Annotated in this window: 16 protein-coding genes; 11 read left to right on the plus strand and 5 right to left on the minus strand. The window is 59.0% G+C overall.

What is annotated here, in order from left to right; all coding sequences use genetic code 11:
- The first annotated feature begins 43 nt into the window (after positions 1–43).
- The 10 genes from IGS16_RS15930 to IGS16_RS15975 all read left to right on the plus strand — a co-directional run bounded on the left by IGS16_RS15930 (position 44) and on the right by IGS16_RS15975 (position 9,794).
- Positions 44–1,402 carry a hypothetical protein gene (locus IGS16_RS15930; protein ID WP_297087057.1) on the plus strand — a complete coding sequence of 453 codons (1,359 nt, stop codon included), beginning with the start codon at positions 44–46 and terminating at the stop codon, positions 1,400–1,402.
- Positions 1,403–1,461: 59 nt separating this feature from the next.
- Positions 1,462–2,580 (plus strand): DUF1822 family protein, encoded by a 1,119-nt coding sequence (locus tag IGS16_RS15935; RefSeq protein ID WP_297087059.1) that lies wholly within the window; start codon positions 1,462–1,464, stop codon positions 2,578–2,580.
- A 10-nt stretch (positions 2,581–2,590) separates the two neighbouring features.
- Positions 2,591–4,990, plus strand: a complete 2,400-nt coding sequence (locus tag IGS16_RS15940) for a CHASE2 domain-containing protein (protein WP_297087060.1) — start codon at positions 2,591–2,593, stop codon at positions 4,988–4,990.
- The gene (locus IGS16_RS15945) at positions 4,977–5,735 is read left to right on the plus strand and encodes a hypothetical protein (RefSeq protein WP_297087062.1); all 759 of its coding nucleotides are present in this window, start codon (positions 4,977–4,979) and stop codon (positions 5,733–5,735) included. Before IGS16_RS15940 ends, IGS16_RS15945 begins: the two co-directional genes overlap by 14 nt.
- A gap of 74 nt (positions 5,736–5,809) precedes the next feature.
- Positions 5,810–6,340: a hypothetical protein gene (locus IGS16_RS15950; protein ID WP_297087064.1), complete on the plus strand. Its 531-nt coding sequence runs from the start codon at positions 5,810–5,812 to the stop codon at positions 6,338–6,340.
- A 200-nt stretch (positions 6,341–6,540) separates the two neighbouring features.
- A complete protein-coding gene (locus IGS16_RS15955) occupies positions 6,541–6,954 on the plus strand; it encodes a hypothetical protein (RefSeq protein WP_297087066.1) in 414 nt (137 codons plus the stop codon).
- A gap of 135 nt (positions 6,955–7,089) precedes the next feature.
- A complete protein-coding gene (locus IGS16_RS15960) occupies positions 7,090–7,227 on the plus strand; it encodes a hypothetical protein (RefSeq protein ID WP_297087068.1) in 138 nt (45 codons plus the stop codon).
- Between the two features lie 138 nt (positions 7,228–7,365).
- Complete coding sequence (locus tag IGS16_RS15965; RefSeq protein WP_297087070.1) at positions 7,366–8,064, plus strand: hypothetical protein; 699 nt, start codon at positions 7,366–7,368, stop codon at positions 8,062–8,064.
- A 30-nt stretch (positions 8,065–8,094) separates the two neighbouring features.
- Positions 8,095–9,105 (plus strand): hypothetical protein, encoded by a 1,011-nt coding sequence (locus IGS16_RS15970; protein WP_297087072.1) that lies wholly within the window; start codon positions 8,095–8,097, stop codon positions 9,103–9,105.
- 92 nt (positions 9,106–9,197) lie between these two features.
- A complete protein-coding gene (locus IGS16_RS15975) occupies positions 9,198–9,794 on the plus strand; it encodes a hypothetical protein (RefSeq protein ID WP_297087074.1) in 597 nt (198 codons plus the stop codon).
- A 414-nt stretch (positions 9,795–10,208) separates the two neighbouring features.
- Here IGS16_RS15975 and katG read toward each other — a convergent pair whose 3' ends face one another.
- The 5 genes from katG to cas6 form a co-directional block, all read right to left on the minus strand.
- A complete protein-coding gene (katG, locus tag IGS16_RS15980) occupies positions 10,209–12,404 on the minus strand; it encodes a catalase/peroxidase HPI (protein ID WP_297087076.1) in 2,196 nt (731 codons plus the stop codon).
- A gap of 429 nt (positions 12,405–12,833) precedes the next feature.
- The gene (locus tag IGS16_RS15985) at positions 12,834–14,033 is read right to left on the minus strand and encodes a lipocalin-like domain-containing protein (RefSeq protein ID WP_297087077.1); all 1,200 of its coding nucleotides are present in this window, start codon (positions 14,031–14,033) and stop codon (positions 12,834–12,836) included.
- A gap of 137 nt (positions 14,034–14,170) precedes the next feature.
- Positions 14,171–16,747, minus strand: a complete 2,577-nt coding sequence (locus tag IGS16_RS15990; RefSeq protein WP_297087080.1) for an ABC transporter permease — start codon at positions 16,745–16,747, stop codon at positions 14,171–14,173.
- Positions 16,744–17,535 carry an ABC transporter ATP-binding protein gene (locus IGS16_RS15995; protein ID WP_297087081.1) on the minus strand — a complete coding sequence of 264 codons (792 nt, stop codon included), beginning with the start codon at positions 17,533–17,535 and terminating at the stop codon, positions 16,744–16,746. Before IGS16_RS15995 ends, IGS16_RS15990 begins: the two co-directional genes overlap by 4 nt.
- Positions 17,536–17,799: 264 nt before the next feature.
- On the minus strand, positions 17,800–18,930 hold the full coding sequence (gene cas6 / locus IGS16_RS16000) for a CRISPR-associated endoribonuclease Cas6 (protein ID WP_297087083.1): 1,131 nt from the start codon (positions 18,928–18,930) through the stop codon (positions 17,800–17,802).
- 471 nt (positions 18,931–19,401) lie between these two features.
- On the opposite strand from cas6, the gene IGS16_RS16005 reads away from it, so the two are divergent.
- Positions 19,402–19,779, plus strand: a complete 378-nt coding sequence (locus IGS16_RS16005) for a hypothetical protein (protein ID WP_297087085.1) — start codon at positions 19,402–19,404, stop codon at positions 19,777–19,779.
- Positions 19,780–19,869: the final 90 nt, after the last annotated feature.

A 19,869-nucleotide genomic window follows, 5' to 3' on the forward strand; every position in this document is an offset into this window, starting at 1 on the left:
TGTACATATCGGATTGAAACGCTGCTGAACGGTCACCAGATTCATGGATAACGTTTTTCGCTATTGGCAACTCATGCGGCTGACCAGCACGGGCCAGCCCCAACCCATCGAAATCTCCACGGTGAAAACCTGGCTAGAGGACACCTATCCTGATACATTGCTCGGGTCGGAAGGGACAGACCGCAAGCTGCAAAAGACTTTACTGGGGGTGTGGCAGGGGCAGGGCGAAGGTTCTGAGTTGGCCCAGATGAGCCTGCGCTGCTGGATCTCGCACCAAATTCGCAATAGCTGTGTCGGCTTGGCCCGGCGCTATGGCGATCGCCACGGGTTTGCCGCAGCCGATTTGTTTCCGCTGGTGCTGGATGACAATGGCCATGCCGAACCCACCTATCGCCCCCTCAGCCTGGAGATCCTCACCAGCTTCGACTCGACCAAAGCCAGCCTGGGCACCTGGTGCAGCCTGCTGACCAAGAGCCACCCGGCCCTGACGCGCCTGCTGCTGGAAAAGGGCATCTACCTGGCGAGCGACTGGGCCATTCTGAATGACACAGATTTGGATCGGGCGCGGCGAATTTTGGGAGAGTATCACCTTTGTAGTGCCTTTGAGATTGATCAGGCGGTAACGCTATTGGAACGCTATCAGGCAGTGTATCAGCGCGATCGCATTCGCCAGCGGCAGGCCGGGCAAACCGGACGCTGCCCTGAACCGACCCCTGCCCAACTCCAGGAAATGATGCCGTCCCTCAGCCCCAAAGCGGTCAAAGCCCAACTCAAACACCTGGCCAGCCAACTGCGCCAGTACCGCATCCACGCCCGCAGTGGCAATCCCCAAATCTACCAGCCCCAGGACGACAGCGAGCTAGAGCGCCTGGGCGGAACTCAGACTGGTTTGGCAGCCGAAGACGACTCCAGCACATTTCTCCATCGCTATCGTCAGGTACTTGATCAATTGCTCGGGCAGACCATTGCAGCGGCGATCGCCGCGAATGTGTCCCGCTTTAGCCGTCGCACCCCGCCCCAAGATCGGCCCTATGTCCAGGGGCTGTACCTGCGCCTCTGCGAGGGAGTCTCCATGACCCAAATTGCGCCCCGCATCGGGCTGACCTCTCAAGTGCAGGTCACGCGCCTGCTAAATCTGAAACGGCTGCGAGCGGACGTGCGCCATCTCCTGATTCCCCAACTCACCGCAGCGGTGCGGCAGGAAGCAGCAGAGTTGGTGTCTGCCGATCGTCTTCGAGACCTCGATGCCACCCTAGAAGCCGTTCTGTCTGAACAGGTAGACACCCTGATGGCCGATGCCGCCGCCGAGGCCCAATCTCCCAAACCCCGCAAGGTCAAAAGTCGATTTGCCGATCGCCTCTGTGCCGAAATCCATGCTTTTATGACAGGTCAAACCCCATGAACCCACGGATAATAGCCTCTATTCCCTTTGTCTCCATCCCCTCTCCGAGCCTGCACCCCATGCGCCATTCCACCGAACTCTCAGACTATGCGTTTGAACCGCTGCAACCGACCACGGTGGCCCTGTCTCCTGCTGCGGTGGACTGGGCAGCGCAGATTTGCCAGCAGGTGCCTCCAGAGCAGCAGTGGATGACGTTTTTGCGAGCGCTGGCGCTGGGGGGGGTGCAGCAGTGGCTTGAAGACGGCGTGTCAGGCTTGACGCTGACCTACGACCCCGCCCAGCCGCCGGGTTTGAATGTGCAGGGAACGGTGAATGGGTTTCGCCTCTGCATTGTGCCCCAGGGAACCCTCAGCGATGGCCAGGTGCCCATTCCCCAATCCACGCTGGAGGATGGCCAGGGGTTTGCTCACCTATATCTGCTGGTGGAGGTGCGAGAAGAGGTCGATCAGGTGACGATTCTGGGTGGGCTGCGGCGCGATCGCCTGCTGGCCCAGCAAGACGCGCTCCTTCGACACCCCAACGGCACATCCCTCATCCCCGTAGCCTCCTTCGACACGGCTCCTGAGGAAATTCTGCTTTATCTCAACTGCCTCGACCCGGCCCAGTTGGAAACAGTGGGTCAACTGCCCCAAGCCGCTTCCCCAACCCAGGAGGCGATTAATGTGTGGCGCTGGCTGGGCGATCGCCTCGATACGCTATCCAACACCGTCACTAGCACCCTGACCTGGGCGCTGCTGCCGCCGCTGGCGATGTCCCCTGCGCTGCGGTCGAGCCACGGCCCGGCTGAAACCCTGGCCACTGTGCTACGTCAGCTAGAACCGGCGGGGGTGATGATTCCTGCCACGGCCCGGGGAGCCTATACAGATTTGCAGCGGGCGGGCGTGCCCCTGCGCCTTTGTGCCCTCACCTGGACGCATCTGGAAGGCTCCCAGCCGGAATGGTGTTTGCTGTTGGTGCTGGGGCCGACCCCCGGTGAACAGATCTTGCCGGGGACGCGCCTGGTGGTGCGCGATGCCGAGACAATCCTGGCAGATAGCACCCTTTCTCCGGGTTCAGGCGCAAACCACCTCTATGCCCAGGTTTTCGGCACCTGGGAGGAAGCCTTCCGGGTTTCCGTTACCCTGCCGGATGGGTCTACTTTAAGCTGGCCGCCCTTTGTATTTCATCCCGAAGCATGAGAGGACGGCAATGGTGTATCGTCTCACCGTCCACAAAATTGACCAAAGCTGCTTGTTTGACCTGTCCTGGGGCGAAGGGCAACGGCTGACCGCCAGTGTGGTCTTTCCAGAGGAGCTGCTGTCGCTCTACGCAGCCTGGCAGCGGGCTTATCTGGGCTATTACAAGCAGGCATTGCGGGGGCGGGCAGGCGGGGCAGGGCAGGTGGTTGCCCCTGCGATCGACTGGCATAGCCAACTGGTGCAGGCAGAGGCGCGGCTGTTGTCGGAGTTTCACACCTGGCTGAAACAGGGCGATCTGTATGATTTGCGCCAGGAAGTTGTGACGGCAGCCCAGGCGCAAGGGGTTGCGGAACTGTTTCTCACCTGTACGCCGCTGGAGTTGGCCCGGCTGCCCTGGGAAACCTGGGAACTGGGTACGCCAGTGCAAATAGTGCGATCGCCCGCCACAATCCGAGCCACCACAGCCCACCGACCCACCGGCCGACGCAGCAAGGCTAGGGTGCTGGCAATTTTGGGTGACGAAACGGGGCTAAACTTTAGCGGCGAACGGCAGGCCCTCGATGCTCAGCGGCGGCTCTTGGAGGTTCATTATGTGGGCTGGCAACCGGGAGAAGACCCCATCGCCTTGAAGCAGCGGGTGTGTGAGGCGATCGCCGATCCGCGGGGGTGGGATGTGCTGTTTTTTGCCGGCCACAGCAATGAGGCGGCCCTGGTGGGTGGACAAGTGGCGATCGCCCCCCAAACCACCCTTACGCTCAAAGACCTGACTCCCTATTTGCAAACCGCCCAGCAGCAAGGTCTCCAGTTTGCCCTCTTCAACTCGTGCAGCGGCCTCGACATTGCCCAGGGGCTAATTAACCTCGGCCTCAGCCAGGTCGCCATCCTGCGGGAACCGATTCATAACGAAGTCGCCCAGACGTTTTTGGTGCAACTGCTGCAACGGCTGACCCAAGGGCACAACGTGCAGGAGGCGCTGCATGGGGCCTGTCAGAGTCTCCGGGCCGAGCAAAGCCTCACCTATCCCTCGGCCTACCTGGTGCCGTCGCTGTTTCGCCACCCAACCTCCGTGCCCTACCGCCTGGAACCCAAGGATTGGCGATCGCGGCTGCGGCGCTGGCGGCCTGCGTGGCACGAAGCCCGCACCGTTGCAGTTCTAGCCCTGGTGAGCCTAATACCAACGCTGCCACCGACAGAATTTCCGGTTTCGCCCCAGGCTTGGCTGCTGGATCGGCGGGTCCTGGCCCAGGCCGTTTATCGGGACCTCACTGGGCAACTGGGAGACGATGACCCGTCCGCCGTGGTGCTGGTGCAGATCGACGGCGAAAGCTTCCGCCAGTGGGATATTTCCACTTACCACCCAATCAACCGGGTGATGGTGGCGGATATTGTCGCCGCGCTGGTCGATCGAGGTGTGGCCGTCGTGGGCATCGACTACCTGCTCGATCTGGCTCAGCCGGGGCAGGATGACCAACTGAATGAAGTTTTGACAGGGGCGATCGCCCAGCAGCAAACCTGGTTTGTGTTTGGCACGGTGCGACAGAATGGCCGCTGGCTGCCACCTCATCCTAATGTGATTGACTCAGACCGCATCCTGCTGGGAGATGCCTGGTTGCCCTGGCGACGGGTGCAGCCCTACCGCCCCCAGAGCGATCGCCCCGGCCCGTTTAGCCACCAGCTTGTTGTTGCCCAACGGCTCCGTCAACAGCGACGCACCGGGACGCGCTCCGGGCCACAGCCCATGCTCCAGGGACCGCCCCTGGCTGATCAGGTTCGCCGCGCCCCGCAAACCCACGACCTGAATCTGTCCCCACGGGCTACGCTGCACCCGCTTACCGAACTGTCCTACGATGCCTGGCAGCACTGGCTCCAGCCGATTCTTGATTTGTCCTTGCCGCCAGAGCGGGCGTTTACCGCCATTCCGGCCTGGTCGCTGCGTCAGGATGCCGCAGCGTTGCCCGACTTTAGGGACGCGATTGTGATCGTGGCCGCAGGGGGCTACGAAGCAGCCGGGCTGGCCCCCGATGGAGCCGACAACCTGGTGCCGCCGCCGGCCCTGCGCTATTGGCGCGATCGCACCCTGCATCCCGCCACCCACTTCACGGGCGGCGAAGCTCACGCCTACATGACCCACCACCGCCTTGCCAACCGCCTGGTCATTCCTATCCCCGACCTGTGGATGATTCTGCTGGCGGCTGTAGGCGGCAAGGCCCTAAGTCTGTATTTGGGCGATCGCCCCTACCCGCGTCGCTTCGTTGTGGTGGGCCTGAGCGCTGCGACCGCTGGATACGGGCTGCTGTCCCTGCAACTCTACATCAGCGCTGGGGTACTGCTGCCCTGGCTGCTGCCATCCCTGGTGGTGTGGGGTTATAGTTTACCCAGACTACGGGAGAATACGGATGAACCTCGTTAAAACCCCAGCAATCCCCCAGAGCTTGTGGGCTGGTCTGTTCGTGGGACTAGCTGTCTTGTCACCCTCCATCGCCCTGGCAAACCCCACCGACCCCTCCCAAGCAGACTCTCAAGGCGCTGGTTCATGGCGGCGCTTTGTGGAATTTTTTGAGCGCGAGCGAGAAGATCGCAGCCGGGGCGAACCCGGACTTTCTCGCGGCCCCGATGTCCCCCCCAACGACACCTTTTGCATTGTCACCCCCGGACGGCGCGAGGTGATCTGGCACCAGCAGCCGATGTTTGTCATGCAGGGACAGGTGAACCGAATGCACCTGCGGCCTGCCTGGAAAGACCTGACCCAGCCCGCACCCCCGACGCTGGGAACCGATCGAGCTGCCCCCAACGCTGGTGGCTTCGTGACGACTCGCTTTGGCAATCTGGCGCTGGAACCCGGCGCTGAGTACGAGTGGCTCTTCTACGACACGCCCACCGATGACCTGCTCTACCGTTTGCCCTTCTCCATCATGGCAACCGGAAAAGAGCGGGATCAAATTGCCGCTGATCTGGCCCATATGGAAACGGCGTTGTCGCAGCAGGGAGCCAATCAGGAGGCGATCGCCCAGGCCAAGGCCACCTATTTCCTCGAAAAAGACATGCCTGCCGACGCGCTCCATGTCCTCTTTGCGGTGGACAATCCCACGCCAGATTGGGTCGCCCTCCAGTCCGAGGCGATCGCGGCGATTTGCAGTTTTCCCCTGGGGCTATAGGCCATTGCTGGGTGAATTAGTCGCTATTTGCCAGAACTAGAACGAGCCAGTAGTCCACGATTTTTTTCCTGACCATGGCTCTACAACCGATTCCTACAACCCCGTCCTCCATCATGGGGCGATCGCTCGTGCGGCGATCGCTGCTCACTGCCTGTGCTGCCCTGTCTACGCTGGGTGTCGCTCTGGACAGTGCGATCGCCTCCGTCCGCGTGCAGGCCGAACCCCTGCGCGGCATTTCGCAAATGCCTGTGCGCGTGATGAAACTCTGTCATTTGGGCAGTCGCGAAGAGCAACTGCAAGCGGCGGTGGTGCAATACCTCAACCGCCACAACATTCCGGCGGTCTCCAACCCGCGCGGACAACCTGTGGCCACCCCGCGATACGTGATCTCCATTGAATGTACCGACGATGGCGGGGCGATCAGTGTGCGGGGCAGTGTGTTTCACAACGTTCAACTCAATGGCCGCACCATAGAAGCCGGTATCTACAGCAGCGGGGGAGGATACGGATCTCTAGGTTATGGGATGAGTTATTCCCAGGCGGAAAGAGAGCTATTGACCGGTCTGCTAGACACATTCATCCGGGATTGGCGATCGACCCGGTAAAGCATTACAGGTTGAGGAACTGCGCCCCGTTGCGTTCGTTTCTACGAACCACCTCGCCCTTCCCCAGGATGAATACGTTTTTCCTCGTTAGCACGACCGGCCTTCAAGAAGTGGTTATCGCAAATTGGCTGAATAAGTGCGTCCCATCCAGAACTATGACCTGACAACTGCAATGCCACCCGTTTATGAGGACTTACCCTATGCAGATTTCTCGCGCTCGTCGCTGCGCCCTTGCGCTGGGTTTACCTGGCTTGGCTCTGACCTCACTATTGGGAAGCACCCCCAGCCTCGCCGCTGCCCAACCCTCAAGCGCAGCCCACGTGGCCGCAGACAACTCAGCCATCGTAACGAACCCGTTGGAAGCCCCGCAAGCGCTCAACACCGCTCATCTACCTGTCCAAAATCTCCAGGAGAGTCCAGCCTCGACTCACTATCTCCTAGCTCAAACTCCCCGTGAGGCCAATCGAATTAGATTGCAGCAGCAGGCTGAAGCCTACAGACGACGGGCAGAGGAACGCAGGCGACGAGCAGAACAGCAGCGGCAGCAGATCCAGGAACGCAGACAGCAGAATCAGGAACGCCAACAGCGCATCGCTGAACAACATCGGCTATAAGCAGAGCGGCGGCGGCGATATTTTGAAAGTCTCTCTCCAGAACAGCAGCAGGCCTATTTAGCTCGGCAGAGAGCTTTGAGACAGCAAGCGGATCAGGCTGCTGCCCTCTTCTGGATATGGGTATTTTCAAATAGCTTGAGTTCAGGCGGGTCTGGCTCGGCTCCGTCGCGCAGTCCTGACTACTATGTGGTTCCAGACAATCGTCCTGCCCCTCAGCCTGCCCCAGCGCCGGTCGCTCCCATCAGCCCCTTCTATGGCGATCGCCACTGGTAACCCCTAATCTGCCCCAGTGCTATAAGACTGGGGCACTCTACTCAATTCCATAGCGCTGAATGAGTTCAGACCACTGAGAACTAAGAACTTGCAGCCCCCACCTTTGAACTTTACTTTACAAACTGAAGGAAGCCTTCCATGCAATACGCCGTTGCTCATTACCTTATTCGCGCTAATCTTACTCGCAAGCTGGGACTTCCCAGCCTGATTCTCGCTTCACTCCTCAGCACCTCCCCCAGCCTTGCCGCAACGCAAGTCCGCGGAGCCACCGTCCCCAACGAATCTAGCCCGGTGTTGATGGCCAATATCTTCCGGCGCATTCGTGAAACCGTTCGAGATGTCACGGATACAATCAACACGATTGACTCCTCCTTCCCGCGAGGCAACCGGGGCGATCGCGAGAATACCTCACCGCCACAGCCCCAGCCCGCCCCACCCAGCGCGAACTCTGCCCCTTCTGCGCCTCCCGCGTCTCGCCCGGCTCCGGCTTCGAGCGATATCCAGGTGGTTCATCGAGATAATGCGCCTAGTCGCTGCCAGGCTCAAGGCAACACTCTGCTGAGATGTGAAGCCTTTCAAATCGCAAGGGTTCACTCTGAAGGCGCTCTGGTCTTTAGCTACTACTTTAACGGCAGTCCCTTTTCGTTTGTCACTGATGCCGCTTCTGAATTTCGCTTGGATCATGCCTCAAGCTATCGTGTTGTGGGGCTGATGTATGGTGGCGAAACGAGAGAGATACGTGGCTCCTGCGGTGTCACTCTCATCGGTGGTCAATATCGAGGAGCCGTCTGCCAAGCCGAGAACGGTATAGAGTTTACGTATCTCAATCGCAATTAATCGCCCTCATTCGCCGCCAGGAAACGCTCTATGCCACCCACTTTTAAGTGCTTGAAACTCTGGGGCGGGCCAATCGCTGCTGCTCTCAGGCTGCTCGTTGGCATCGGTCTGTCCTTGGCCCTGTACCCCAGCCCCGCGTGGGCCAACGGCGGCAGCGCCCTGCTGTGGACAGGTCTGATTCACTTGGTGGTCGGCAACCTGGTGATTGCTTATCTAGAAGCGGGGCTACTCTGCTGGTGGTTTGGCACTCCCAGGGGGCGATCGCTCCTATTGCTGCTGGTGGCCAACTACGCCTCGGCCTGGGCGGGGGCGCTGCTGCTAGCCAATCGCCTGTCGCAGTATTCGGGACTCACCATTGCGAATGTGCAGGTCTGGCTGGCGATCGCCGCCTTACTCGCTTTCTTACTCACTCTGGTCATCGAGTATCCCTTCTTCTGGCTACTGCTGCGCCAGCGCAAGCGGTCGATTCAGACCGCGCTCAAGGCGACCCTGCTGATCCACGGCCTCAGCTACCTACTCCTGTTTGGCTGGTACAGTTTCAATAGCCAGACCAGCCTGATTAGCCAGACGCGAGTCGTGCCCGCGGCCCAACTCCAGCCCAGTTTCTCTTACAGCCTGCACTACCTCAGTCCCGATGGCGCTCAGGCGCTACGACTAACCTCAGGCGAAACAGAACCCGTTGCCATCGATCGTGCCACCTTTGATGCCCTCAGCCCCGAACCCCAGTCCCGCTTTGGCCCCGTGCCCAAACTCACGACCCACACGGACTGGGATTACTACACCCACGTCTTTGGGGCGGGTGGTCTAACTGGGCGCAACCGCATCACCGAAGCAAGCCAGCACTTTGCTCTGGAGACTCCTTTTGCGGTTTGGACTATCAGCCACGCTACGCATCTCCCGGACGATTGGCTGGTCTTCCAGCTTGGTCGCGACCAAATTTGCCTACTGCACCCCGCCAGCCAGCGCATTGCCCTAATTGCCCGTGGCAAAGACCCTGTGGTGACGCTCTCTGACCCTCCTGAATCCGTTAAACGCCCCTAGAACTAAGTCTGGAAAAAGCTCCTATCCCACACCTAGTCTGCGCCAAAATCTTGCTCCCTGCCCACGATATTCTTGCCCACAGTATCCAGTGAATGACGACTATGTTCCTCACGATTCAGAAAACGATGATGAAGTCGATGAAGTCTGCCTTAGTTTGGTCTGTTTTGCTGGGAACCTCAGCGGTGCTGTCAGAGCCTTTGCGGGCGATCGCCCAGACTCCCCAATTACTAATTGCCCAAAGGGCTGGCCGTCAGCCTATCGATTTTGCTGCCAATCCTGACCTGTGCAGGGGACAAGTGGTCAACAATGGGCAAATCTGCGTGACAAACCTACCCGCTACCCAGCGCCCTGGGCAACGGCTAGCCACAATGGGCTACCTTTACACCGACCCCAATCTTTTCACGCGCACTGTAACCACTATCCGAGTTGTCGAGATGGAACCCAACCCGGCAAACCTGTCCTACTCGGTCTTTGTAGATGACAGAACGTTACCCAACCAGTTCAACCCCGACGGGTTTGACCGCCCTCTCCTATTTCTCGGTATCCGCAATGATGGGTCAGTCGCCATTAACCCAGGCTATGGCCAGTATCCTCCCCAGTTTGACCCAGAAGAAGAGGCCAACCGTCTGCTAGACCTGCACCAACCCGCGATCCAGCAGTTAATCAGCGCCCTGATCCAAACCCGATAACTGACACCCATGGCCGACCCTCCACTCTGAAGCAAACCACTCCAGCGAGCTTGCCCAGCCCCATCTCTGGGATTCCTGGCCAGGGAGAAGGGTTGGGGATGTAGCTTGCTTCCCGCAGGGTGGGCAATTCATCAGATTGGGCGATTCATATCTGCGCTTAGCAACGTCCAGATCAGCAACGCCCAGATCAGCAACGCCCAGAATCCTTGAGGATACTGACAGCGTGAAAGCTTTAGGCTTTAAAAGCTTCAGGCGGGAACGCTAGACATCCCCACCTGAAGCCGTTTCACTTTATTCTCAGACCGTCTTGGGTGTTCAACCCCGTTCGAGATTGCCCTATAGACAAATCCTGAACCTGGGATCACTCAATGATGCCCCTGCCTTGAGAGCGCTTCACCGACGGTTGTACCCCGCCTATGCCAAGTCGAAGCGATCCAGATTCATCACCTTATTCCACGCGGCCACAAAGTCGCGCACGAATCGCGGCTGCGAGTCTGCACAAGCATAGACTTCTGCCAGGGCGCGGAGCTGCGAGTTGGAGCCGAAGATCAGATCGACACGGGTTCCCGTCCACTTGAGTTCGCCCGTTTTGCGATCGCGCCCTTCAAACAGGTTTTGAGCATCCGAGACGGCCCTCCACGTCGTCCCCAGATCCAGCAGATTCACGAAGAAATCATTGGTCAGCGTCTCGCGCCGCTGGGTAAAGACCCCGTGCTGGGTGCCTCCAAAGTTTGCCCCCAATACCCGCAGTCCCCCTACCAGGACGGTCATCTCAGGGGCGCTGAGGGTCAGCAACTGCGACCGATCCACCAGCAGTTCCTCTGCCGACAGGGTGTGATCTCCTTTGAGGTAGTTGCGGAATCCGTCTGCCGTTGGCTCCAGCGGGGCAAAGGCTTCCACATCGGTCTGCTCCTGAGTTGCATCGGTTCGCCCCGGCTGGAAGGGAACGGTAATGTCATACCCGGCATTCTGGGCCGCCCGCTCGACGGCAGCACAGCCCCCCAAAACGATCAGGTCAGCAATCGAAACCTGCTTGTTGCCCGACTGGGAGCGATTGAACTCCTGCTGAATGCCTTCCAGGGTTTGCAACACTGTGGCCAATTGGGCAGGCTGGTTAACCTCCCAATCTTTTTGTGGGGCCAGGCGAATCCGGGCCCCATTCGCCCCGCCGCGCATGTCAGAGCCACGGAAGGTGGATGCCGAGGCCCAAGCCGTGGTGACCAGTTGCGACACTGACAATCCCGAAGCCAGAATTCTAGCCTTGAGTGCAGCGATATCTTGCTGATCAATCAAGTCGTAGGTAGCGGGGGGAATCGGGTCTTGCCAGAGGAACTCTTCGGCGGGAACTTCGGGGCCTAGGTAGCGCGATCGCGGCCCCATATCGCGGTGGGTCAGCTTAAACCAGGCCTTAGCAAAGGCCATTTCCAATTCTTCGGGATGGGCCAGGAAGCGCCGCGCGATCGGCTCGTAGATCGGGTCCATCTTCATCGCCATGTCCGCCGTGGTCATGATGGGGGCGTGGCGCTTGGAGGGGTCGTGGGCATCGGGCACCGTCCCTGCGCCTGCCCCGTCTTTCGGGGCCCACTGATGCGCCCCTGCCGGACTTTTCACCAGTTCCCACTCATAGCCGAACAAATTTTCCAGATAGTTGTTGTCCCATCTCACGGGGTTGGTCGTCCAGGCTCCTTCGATGCCGCTTGTAATGGTGTGGGCACCAACGCCCGTGCCAAAGCTGTTTTTCCAGCCGAGGCCTTGCTCCTCAATGCTGGCTGCTTCCGGTTCCGGCCCTACTAGCGTCGCACTCGCCGCCCCGTGGCATTTGCCGAAGGTATGGCCGCCCACCGTGAGCGCTACGGTTTCTTCATCGTTCATGGCCATCCGCCCGAAGGTTTCGCGAATGTCTCGTCCCGCAGCCACGGGATCGGGATTGCCGTTTGGGCCCTCTGGATTCACGTAAATCAGACCCATCTGCACGGCCGCTAGGGGATTCTCCAGTTCGCGATCGCCCGTATAGCGCTTGTCGCCCAGCCATTCGCCCTCAGACCCCCAATAAATATCTTCCTCCGGTTCCCAAATATCCGCCCGTCCGCCTGCAAAGCCCAGCGTTTTGAAGCCCATCGATTCCAGGGCGCAGTTGCCCGCCAGGATCATCAGGTCAGCCCAGGAGATTTTTTCGCCATACTTCTGCTTGATGGGCCAGAGCAACATCCGGGCTTTGTCGAGGTTGGCGTTGTCGGGCCAGCTATTGAGGGGCGCAAACCGCTGGCTCCCGGTGCCCCCGCCGCCGCGACCGTCGCCGATGCGATAGGTTCCGGCGCTGTGCCAGGCCATCCGAATGAACAGGGGACCATAGTGACCATAGTCGGCGGGCCACCAGTCTTGGGAGGTGGTCATTAGCTCAAAGAGGTCGGCTTTTAGGGCAGCATAGTCCAGGCTTTTGAACGCCTCAGCGTAGTTAAAGGCTTCACCCATCGGGTTTGACTTGGGGGAGTGCTGATGGAGGATGCTCAGGTTCAACTGATTCGGCCACCAGTCTCGATTCGACGTGCCATGACCCGCCGTGAACTTCTGAACTCCGCCCATAAAGGGGCATTTGCTTTCACTGCTCATTAGTGACTCCTACTGATACATGGTTCAATATCTAAACTCGAAGTCAATTAAACGCTTCCTGACTGCGAGATTGATGAGTAAAGACGGCCTCTTAGATGAGTAAAGAGTCCGCCCCAGGACAGTCATTCGTCCTCACACCTCCGTTTGGGTCTGCCAAATCTGCCAGGCATGAATGGTTGTGCCCAGTCGCTCAATGGCTTTCAATGACTTTCAGTGACTTTCAACAACTTTCAACAACTTTCAAGAAGTCAACAAGTCATACTCGTCATGAGTATGACTTAGGGAAAAGTGTACAGTGAATTCTTTTCAAACGGTTAGACTGCATACAAAACGTTACGGTAAACGCGCAGCCTCGACGGGCTTGCTACTCAGTCATGAAGCCGCTGCCTGTACGGATGCGTATGGCGCGTTAGGGCGCGTTAGGGCGTGTTAGGGCGTGCTTTCCGACAGGAGAGAATCCAGGCGGGTGGCGTAGCCTGTGAGTTCTACATAGCCCTCTCCCCGAATTGGCCGGTCTTGCCAGGTGCCCTCAAAGGCGGTTGCCCCTTCCCAATAGGTGGCTGTGGAGGTGTTGAGTTCCTGGTCTGCGAGGCGCGATCGCCCTTCTAGCAACAGTTCCAGTCGGGGAATGCGAATTTGCCACTGGGCGGGATAAACTGCGTTGCTGCGGGGGCTGGTCCAGGTTTTGAGGACGCGGATTGTCCAGTCGTCGTGATTCAGAGGGGTCGTCTCGCCGGAGGCCGAGATAAACGTACCTGCAGACGTGATTTCGGGCGTACCGTCTTCGTGGCGCAACTGGTAGAGCATCAGGGCTGCTCCGTCCTCCAGTTGAATCGAGAACCAGTCCCAGCCGACCGTGCCTGCGGTCAACGCGCTGGTGGAGAATTCGTGATCCGTCCAGGTTTTGCCCTGTACCGAAAAGGCTTGGCCCTGAATCGTGATGGTTCCGCTGGTGGGCTGCTGCACCAGAGAATAGTAGTAGGACGCATTCCCCGGCTCCAATCCCTTGATGCTGAGGCCGCGATCGCCCTGCAACACAGGCGGACGGGTCTGCTGAACCGTGAGGTCAATGGCGACCTCTTCGGATTGGGCCTGAAGCCGCACCACGCCGGGTTCTAGCTCAGTAGCCGACCAATTGTTGAGCCAGACGCGGTAGGGCAGGGCCTCGGCTCCCGCCAGCCCAATGGCGTTGCGGCTAAATCGCTCGTCTACATAAAAGCCGCTGCCCGCAATATCGCTGACGGTGAAATGGGCGGAATAGATTTGATTCGTGCGCCAGCGGGATGGCGTAGAGTCTGCTGCCACCGTTGCCACGGATGGAGAAATGGCTTGCCGGAAGAAGGTTAGCTGAAAGCCAAACGGTCGCCCCTCCTCGGTTTCCAGGTTGCCCGTATAGTACCACCATTCCGTTTGGTAGCCATTGTGCGGGCCAAAGTCTTCAGGAAAGTGCCAGTCTGGTAGGGCGATCGCCTTGCGGTATTCTCCACTGGCTGCGGGTAGCGGTTGCCAGGTAACGACATTGGCGGCGATCGCCGGACATGCAGCCCCAAGGAACACACCCAGGAATGTACCCAGGAACACGCCGCAGAACCCCAGCAGTACGCCAAACCGAATCAAGCGCGATCGCATTTCACCTCTCCCCTACCTATTCTTCCGAAACCCACGCCGCATCCTCATCCGAACGCCCTACTGAACCCTCCCCGACAACCCCTGCGTAAGCCTCAACCGAGATCCAAAACCCAAAATCTAAAATCCAAAACCCAACATCACTCCTGTCTCAGCGCCGCCGCAATATTCATCCGCCCCAGCCGCAGCGCCGGATACAGACCCGCGAGTAAAGCAGCGGCGATCGCCACCAGCCACGCCTGCCAGAAATAGCGGGCCTCCAGCGCCATTTGCAGCGTCCAGCCAAAGGAACGCACGTTGATCACATAAATCAAAATCCAGGCGAGGACAAAACCCAGCGGCATGGCAAACACGCCCGCCAGCGTCCCCATCAGCCCCGTTTCCAGCAGCGTCAGCTGGCCCAACTGGCTGGGGGTCATGCCCGTAGCGCGGAGGATGCCCAGTTCCCGCGTCCGCTCCAGTTGCAGGCTCATGAGCGTACTGAGAACGCCGATAAAGGCAACGACCACCGACAGCAGTTGCAGAGCGCTGGTAATGGCAAAGGTGCGGTCAAAAATTTCCAGCGACCCCTGCCGCAGGCTGCGGTTCGACTGCACCAGCAAATCCTGTCGCCCCTGAAAGTGGGATCGAATATCTTGCACCATTGCTTCCACATCGACACCGGGCTGGGTGAACAGGCCCAACGAAGCGATGCGGTCGTCTTGCCACAGGTTCAGATAAACGTCGTCATCCAGAATAATCGTGCCGCGATCGGAGGAATAGTCGTAGAAGACTGCGAGAACGGGAAACGGGCGATCGCCCACTGGCGTTTCCAGCGTGATCGTCTCCGGCGGCGCGGGCAGGTTTTCTCGACGGATCAGCGCTTCGGAGATAATCGCGCCCTCGCCCGCATTCAGCGCTGTCCAGGGGTCGGGTTCCAGCCCCGGACGAATCCAGGCGTAGGGCCGCTTGCCCTGAGACACGTCGCCATCGGCGGAAATCAGCTTGGCAGTGCGGTCAAAGTCCACCACGCGCACATCGGCATCGTTGTAGCTGACGGCAAACCGCAGTCCTTCCCAGTGCCTCAGCGCCTCCACCACCTGCGGATCGAGCTTGCCCAGCACGCGATTGGCCGTCGTGGTGGGCGGCGACACGTAGATATCTGCCTGAAGCGTCTGATCCAGCCATTGCACCACTGTTCCCCGAAACGAGCCGATCATCACCGACACACCGACAATCACCGACACCGACACCATGAGGGCGGCGATCGCCACGGAGGTGCGGCTGAGCGATCGCAAGATATCCCGTGGAGCCAGCCGCCCCACCACGCCGAACAGCCGGTAGCCCGCTGGCACCAGTCCCCGCATCAGCAGAGCAATGGCAGGCGGAACCAGCAACGCAGCCCCTAGCAACACGGCAAAGAGTCCCGCAAACGCCGCCACCAGCCCCCCCGATGACCACCGCAGCAGGGCCACGCCCGCAAGGGAAAACCCAGCCCAGCCCAGGGTCAGCAGCGGCAGCAGCTTTTGCACCTTGCCCTCCAGGGTCGATCGCTGCAACGTGAGCGTCGGCGTGGTGTTCATCGCCTCTAGCGCGGGCAGGGCAGAGGCAAACAGCGCCGCCGCAACGCCAATCACTAGCCCCTTGGCGATCGTGGTGTTGGAGAGCGTCACCTGCTGCACCGAGACGACAAAGTAAAAATCATTAATCGTCTGGGTGATTAGCCCCACGATGCTGCGCCCCAGCACAATGCCCAGCCCCACGCCGAGCAGGGAGCCGACGATGCTAAACAGCGCCGCTTCGCCCAAAATCAGGGCAAAGAGCTGTCCCCGCGTCGCGCCAAGGCAGCGCAAAATGCCGAATAGGGGACGGCGCTGCACCACGCTGAAGGTAACGGTGTTGTAAATCAAAAACATGCCCACCACCAGCGCCAGCAGGCTGAGAGCCGTAAGATTGAGTTCAAAGGCGGCCGTCATTTGCTGCACGGCGTTTTTCTGAGCCTCTGCTGTTTCCAACTTCAGGCCAGCAGGCAGGGCGGTTTGAATGGCGTTGATTTCAGCAGGAAACGGGGCGATCGCATCGATATAGCTCAGCCGCCCCGTCTGTCCCAAAAGTTCCTGCGCCGTGGCGATGTCGGCAAACAGCAGCGTGCTGAGGGCGCGGCGGTTGAGGGAATCATCGGACTGGACGAGGGCAACCGCAGTGACATCGCGATGCTGGCCGGCGATGTCCAGATGCAGCGTGCCTCCCAATGCCACCCCGTACTGAGCCGCCACATCCTGCGACAAGACAATCGCCTGGGGATTGGTCAGCAACTGCACCGAAGCTGCGTCTAGGCTTTCGCCCTCGGCCCCAAAGTAATTGCGAAAGGGCGACTCTGCCAGCACGTCCACCCCTACCAAGCGCATCGGCTGAGCGCCCAACTCTTCCACCAGCACGTAGCCTTCCACGATCGGTGCGAGGGGAATGCGGGGGGCGACGCGGTGCAGGTCAGCATACACCGTTTCGGGAATGCCCGTGGGGGCGATCGCCTCGATGCGGTGGGTGGCACGTCCCGTAATCGCGTCGGTAGACAGGGCAAAGGCCCGCTGCGCCGAACCGTTCGCCAGATCGATCGACACCATCATGGCAACGCCAAGGGCAATTCCCAAAATGCAGAGAAGATATTGCAGCGGGCGCTGCTGAATTCGCTGCCACGCCAAGCGCCAGAGGGGTGCGTTAGAAACGACTGCCGTCATGCCACCACTTCCTCGGCTAAGTCAGGATGCACAATCACAGGAATCAGATGCCCGTCTTGAACCCGCAACACGCGGTCGGCGTGGCGAGCAATATCTGGATTGTGGGTCGCCATGATCAGGGTTTTGCCCTTCGTGCGGGTGAGATTGAGTAACAGTTCCAACACCTGCTGCCCCGTCTCCTCGTCTAGGTTGCCCGTCGGCTCATCCGCCAAAATGACCTGCGGATCGTGGGCCAGGGCGCGGGCGATCGCCACTCGCTGCTGCTGCCCACCGGATAACTTATCTGGATAAGTCTCCAGGCGATCGCCCAGCCCCACCTGCTGCAAAAGCTGAAGCGCCGACTGACGCGCCGCGCTCGGCGACTTGCCCGCCAACTCCTGCGGCAGGGTGACATTTTCCAGCACCGTCAACGTCGGAATCAGGTTGAAAAACTGAAAGACGAATCCGATGCGATCGCGCCGAAACAGGGTGCGCGATTTCTCGTCCAGTTCGGTAATGGCCAGGTCGTTGATGCGAATCGTGCCTCCAGACGGCTGATCGATGCCGCTAATCAGGTTCAGCAGCGTACTTTTGCCGCTGCCGCTGTGCCCCAGCAGCACGACAAATTCTCCCGGTTCAAACTGCAAATTGATGCCATTCAGCACCTTCCGCGTCACGTCGCCTTCCTGAAATTCTTTGCACAGATCCGTGAGCGCAACCCTGGCCCCCTGAGCAGGCGAGGCGCTTTCGAGGGCGATCGCCGGTTGAGCCGAAGCGAATAAACCAGACCACCAGGAACTTGCTGACATAGGGACACCGTGGGATACCGTGGGACACCGTTTAGAATGACGCTAGCAAGCCTTCTGAGAAAGCTCTTAAAGAATCTTAACGTAGATCGCCGGACAAGTCTTCTGCTTTGGGCGACAGTCATTCAAAGTTTCCCTACTCCAATCACAATCGGCTTCCTGTAAAGCACCCCGAAGATGAAGCGTGGGTGCGTAAGATTTTGCAGCCAGCCGACCTAGAGAATCCGGTTTCAGGCGATTTGTCGTAAAGTGCTTCAATACGAAGCTTTAAGGCAGTGCCTCTGCGGCTTTTCGGGCCAGCTTGGCGTAGGTTTTGGCGGTTTCATAGCGCAGCCCCAGGTCTTCAGCAATGTCTTGCAGCGATTCGCCCAGTTCGCGCCGGGCCAGGATGGTGGCCCAGGTTTCGGCGATCGCCATTGCTCGTTCTCCTCCAGTGCGCTTACGTTGCGTTAGGAAATGCTCAGTAAGGGCGGCAATTCGCTGAGCCAGCAGGTCTTGCAGGGTAGACTGGGGCGCTTCGGTTTCGGCAGGCGACCAGCCCAGGCGGGTTTGCCCCAGCCCAAAGGTCGTTTTGTGCCCAGTGCCGCAATAGGGGGCGAGGCGGCCCAGCGCCATAAACAACTGCACATATTCAGAGTCTTCTAGCGCTGTCTTACTTAAGCTTATCTCAATCGCTCCGGTAAATCCCGTCACCGAGCCCCGCTTGCCTGCGACCGTTTTGACAGACTGCAAGTGATGGCGGGTGATAATCACCGATTGATCGATCCAGTCGAGAAAATCTTCCTGGTCATACTCAAGCTCTGAAAAATCATTCCAGCGGCGCAAGTAGCTGTGGAATAAGTTAACGGGCACAGGGAGTGGAAAGTGATGTTTGTGGCGGCGAAAGCTGGTGGGCGAGCGGAAGGAAAGGGCGATCGCCGGATTGGGCGGAATCGCCACGTCAAACAACTGCTTGTAGGTCACAGGCGGATGGGAGGGAGCAGTCAGCCCCCAGTCGAGTATTTTGAGCGGTGCGCCCCGCAGGTCGATGGTTTGGGGGGGTTGCCGCAGCCAGTCTGTGAGCCAGGCGACGACGGGTTGAGAGAGTGCCGTAATCGTCCAGGTATAAGGGCGATCGCCCCTGAGCCTTGGGCTGCCGCCGGGGGCAATTTCTACGCCTTGCAGCGCAGAAATTGTAAAGGGTTTTTCGGACTCGCCATCGTGCAGATAGGCAGATAACTCCGGATTCATCTGGCGCACCTGGTCGAGCAACCAGGCATGAAGCCCAATGGTGTATTGCGGATAGAGCGTGCTGTCGGCGTAGGGCTGAAGCTGGAGCGTCAGGCCGACCAGTTGCGTGTCTGCGGGCCAGTGTGCCGCAGCAGGGGGTTTTTGAACCGTGGCGCGAGGGCGGGGCATAGATGCCGGGGAAACTCAGCAGTATTTGCGTTTCATTTTAATCCCCCATTGGGGATTTGGCAGTGGGGATTGGGCAGTGGGGATTGGGTAGTGGGGATTGGGCACATCCCAATTCTGCAAGTTTGCCCTCATCCCCCAGCCCCTTCTCCCAAGCGGAGAGAAGGGGAGCCGGACGGATCGGAAGTCCCTCTCCCGCTCTGGGAGAGGGATTTAGGGTGAGGGTTACAAAAGTGGGATGCACCCTGGGGATTTGGAACTGGGCGATCGCCCCATTGATTGGAAAGGGAGCTTTCCAGCAGGGATCTATTCTGTGGTCAGTTGCGTTCAATACTTAACCTACAGGATGCCCCAATCGAAAAAAGCCCCAGCCCTTTATATCTTGGTTTGCTGATTCCGTTGCGCTAAACCAGTCCTGCTCACTGCAACCTCTTAACTCCTGATTCCATACTTTCAAAAAATAGGAACCCCACTATGAACGATCAACGCTTGATCAGTCGAGTTTCCCTGATGTGCCTAGCGATCGCGCTCATGGAAGGGCTGAACCCGCTTGCGGCAAAAGCGGAGCCAGTACGCCCCCTTTATGCTGGAGAGGCCAATTGGGCAACATTAACAATCAATAGACCAGGAAGCTACATCCTTGAAGTAAGCTCCGCACTTGGCGATGTGGATGTAGAACTCTACGACCCCACAGGTCGGCAATTTGCTCGGGGTCGTCGATTTGGAAACGAAACCATTTTCTTTAATGTTCCCTCCGGTGCAGAAGGTGTTTTTCAAGTGCGCTACAGTATGCCGTTTTGCGTCAACCCACTGGGGGCTTGTAATGTAAATATCAATATATATCGCCAATAGGAAGAAGGAAGAAGGAAGAAGGAAGAACGAAGAACGAAGAGGGAAGAACGAAGAACGAAGAACGAAGAACGAAGAACGAAGAACGAAGAA

This window comes from Thermoleptolyngbya sp. C42_A2020_037 (assembly GCF_015272455.1).
GTDB lineage: Bacteria > Cyanobacteriota > Cyanobacteriia > Elainellales > Elainellaceae > Thermoleptolyngbya.

Excerpts from the sequence above, each read along its gene's own strand:
- IGS16_RS15930 (WP_297087057.1), top strand. The coding sequence starts at position 44 with ATGGATAACGTTTTTCGCTATTGGCAACTCATGCGGCTGACCAGCACG.
- IGS16_RS15935 (WP_297087059.1), top strand. The coding sequence starts at position 1,462 with ATGCGCCATTCCACCGAACTCTCAGACTATGCGTTTGAACCGCTGCAA.
- IGS16_RS15940 (WP_297087060.1), top strand. The coding sequence starts at position 2,591 with ATGGTGTATCGTCTCACCGTCCACAAAATTGACCAAAGCTGCTTGTTT.
- IGS16_RS15945 (WP_297087062.1), top strand. The coding sequence starts at position 4,977 with ATGAACCTCGTTAAAACCCCAGCAATCCCCCAGAGCTTGTGGGCTGGT.
- IGS16_RS15950 (WP_297087064.1), top strand. The coding sequence starts at position 5,810 with ATGGCTCTACAACCGATTCCTACAACCCCGTCCTCCATCATGGGGCGA.
- IGS16_RS15955 (WP_297087066.1), top strand. The coding sequence starts at position 6,541 with ATGCAGATTTCTCGCGCTCGTCGCTGCGCCCTTGCGCTGGGTTTACCT.
- IGS16_RS15965 (WP_297087070.1), top strand. The coding sequence starts at position 7,366 with ATGCAATACGCCGTTGCTCATTACCTTATTCGCGCTAATCTTACTCGC.
- IGS16_RS15970 (WP_297087072.1), top strand. The coding sequence starts at position 8,095 with ATGCCACCCACTTTTAAGTGCTTGAAACTCTGGGGCGGGCCAATCGCT.
- IGS16_RS15975 (WP_297087074.1), top strand. The coding sequence starts at position 9,198 with ATGACGACTATGTTCCTCACGATTCAGAAAACGATGATGAAGTCGATG.
- katG (WP_297087076.1), bottom strand. The coding sequence starts at position 12,404 with ATGAGCAGTGAAAGCAAATGCCCCTTTATGGGCGGAGTTCAGAAGTTC.
- IGS16_RS15985 (WP_297087077.1), bottom strand. The coding sequence starts at position 14,033 with ATGCGATCGCGCTTGATTCGGTTTGGCGTACTGCTGGGGTTCTGCGGC.
- IGS16_RS15990 (WP_297087080.1), bottom strand. The coding sequence starts at position 16,747 with ATGACGGCAGTCGTTTCTAACGCACCCCTCTGGCGCTTGGCGTGGCAG.
- IGS16_RS15995 (WP_297087081.1), bottom strand. The coding sequence starts at position 17,535 with ATGTCAGCAAGTTCCTGGTGGTCTGGTTTATTCGCTTCGGCTCAACCG.
- cas6 (WP_297087083.1), bottom strand. The coding sequence starts at position 18,930 with ATGCCCCGCCCTCGCGCCACGGTTCAAAAACCCCCTGCTGCGGCACAC.
- IGS16_RS16005 (WP_297087085.1), top strand. The coding sequence starts at position 19,402 with ATGAACGATCAACGCTTGATCAGTCGAGTTTCCCTGATGTGCCTAGCG.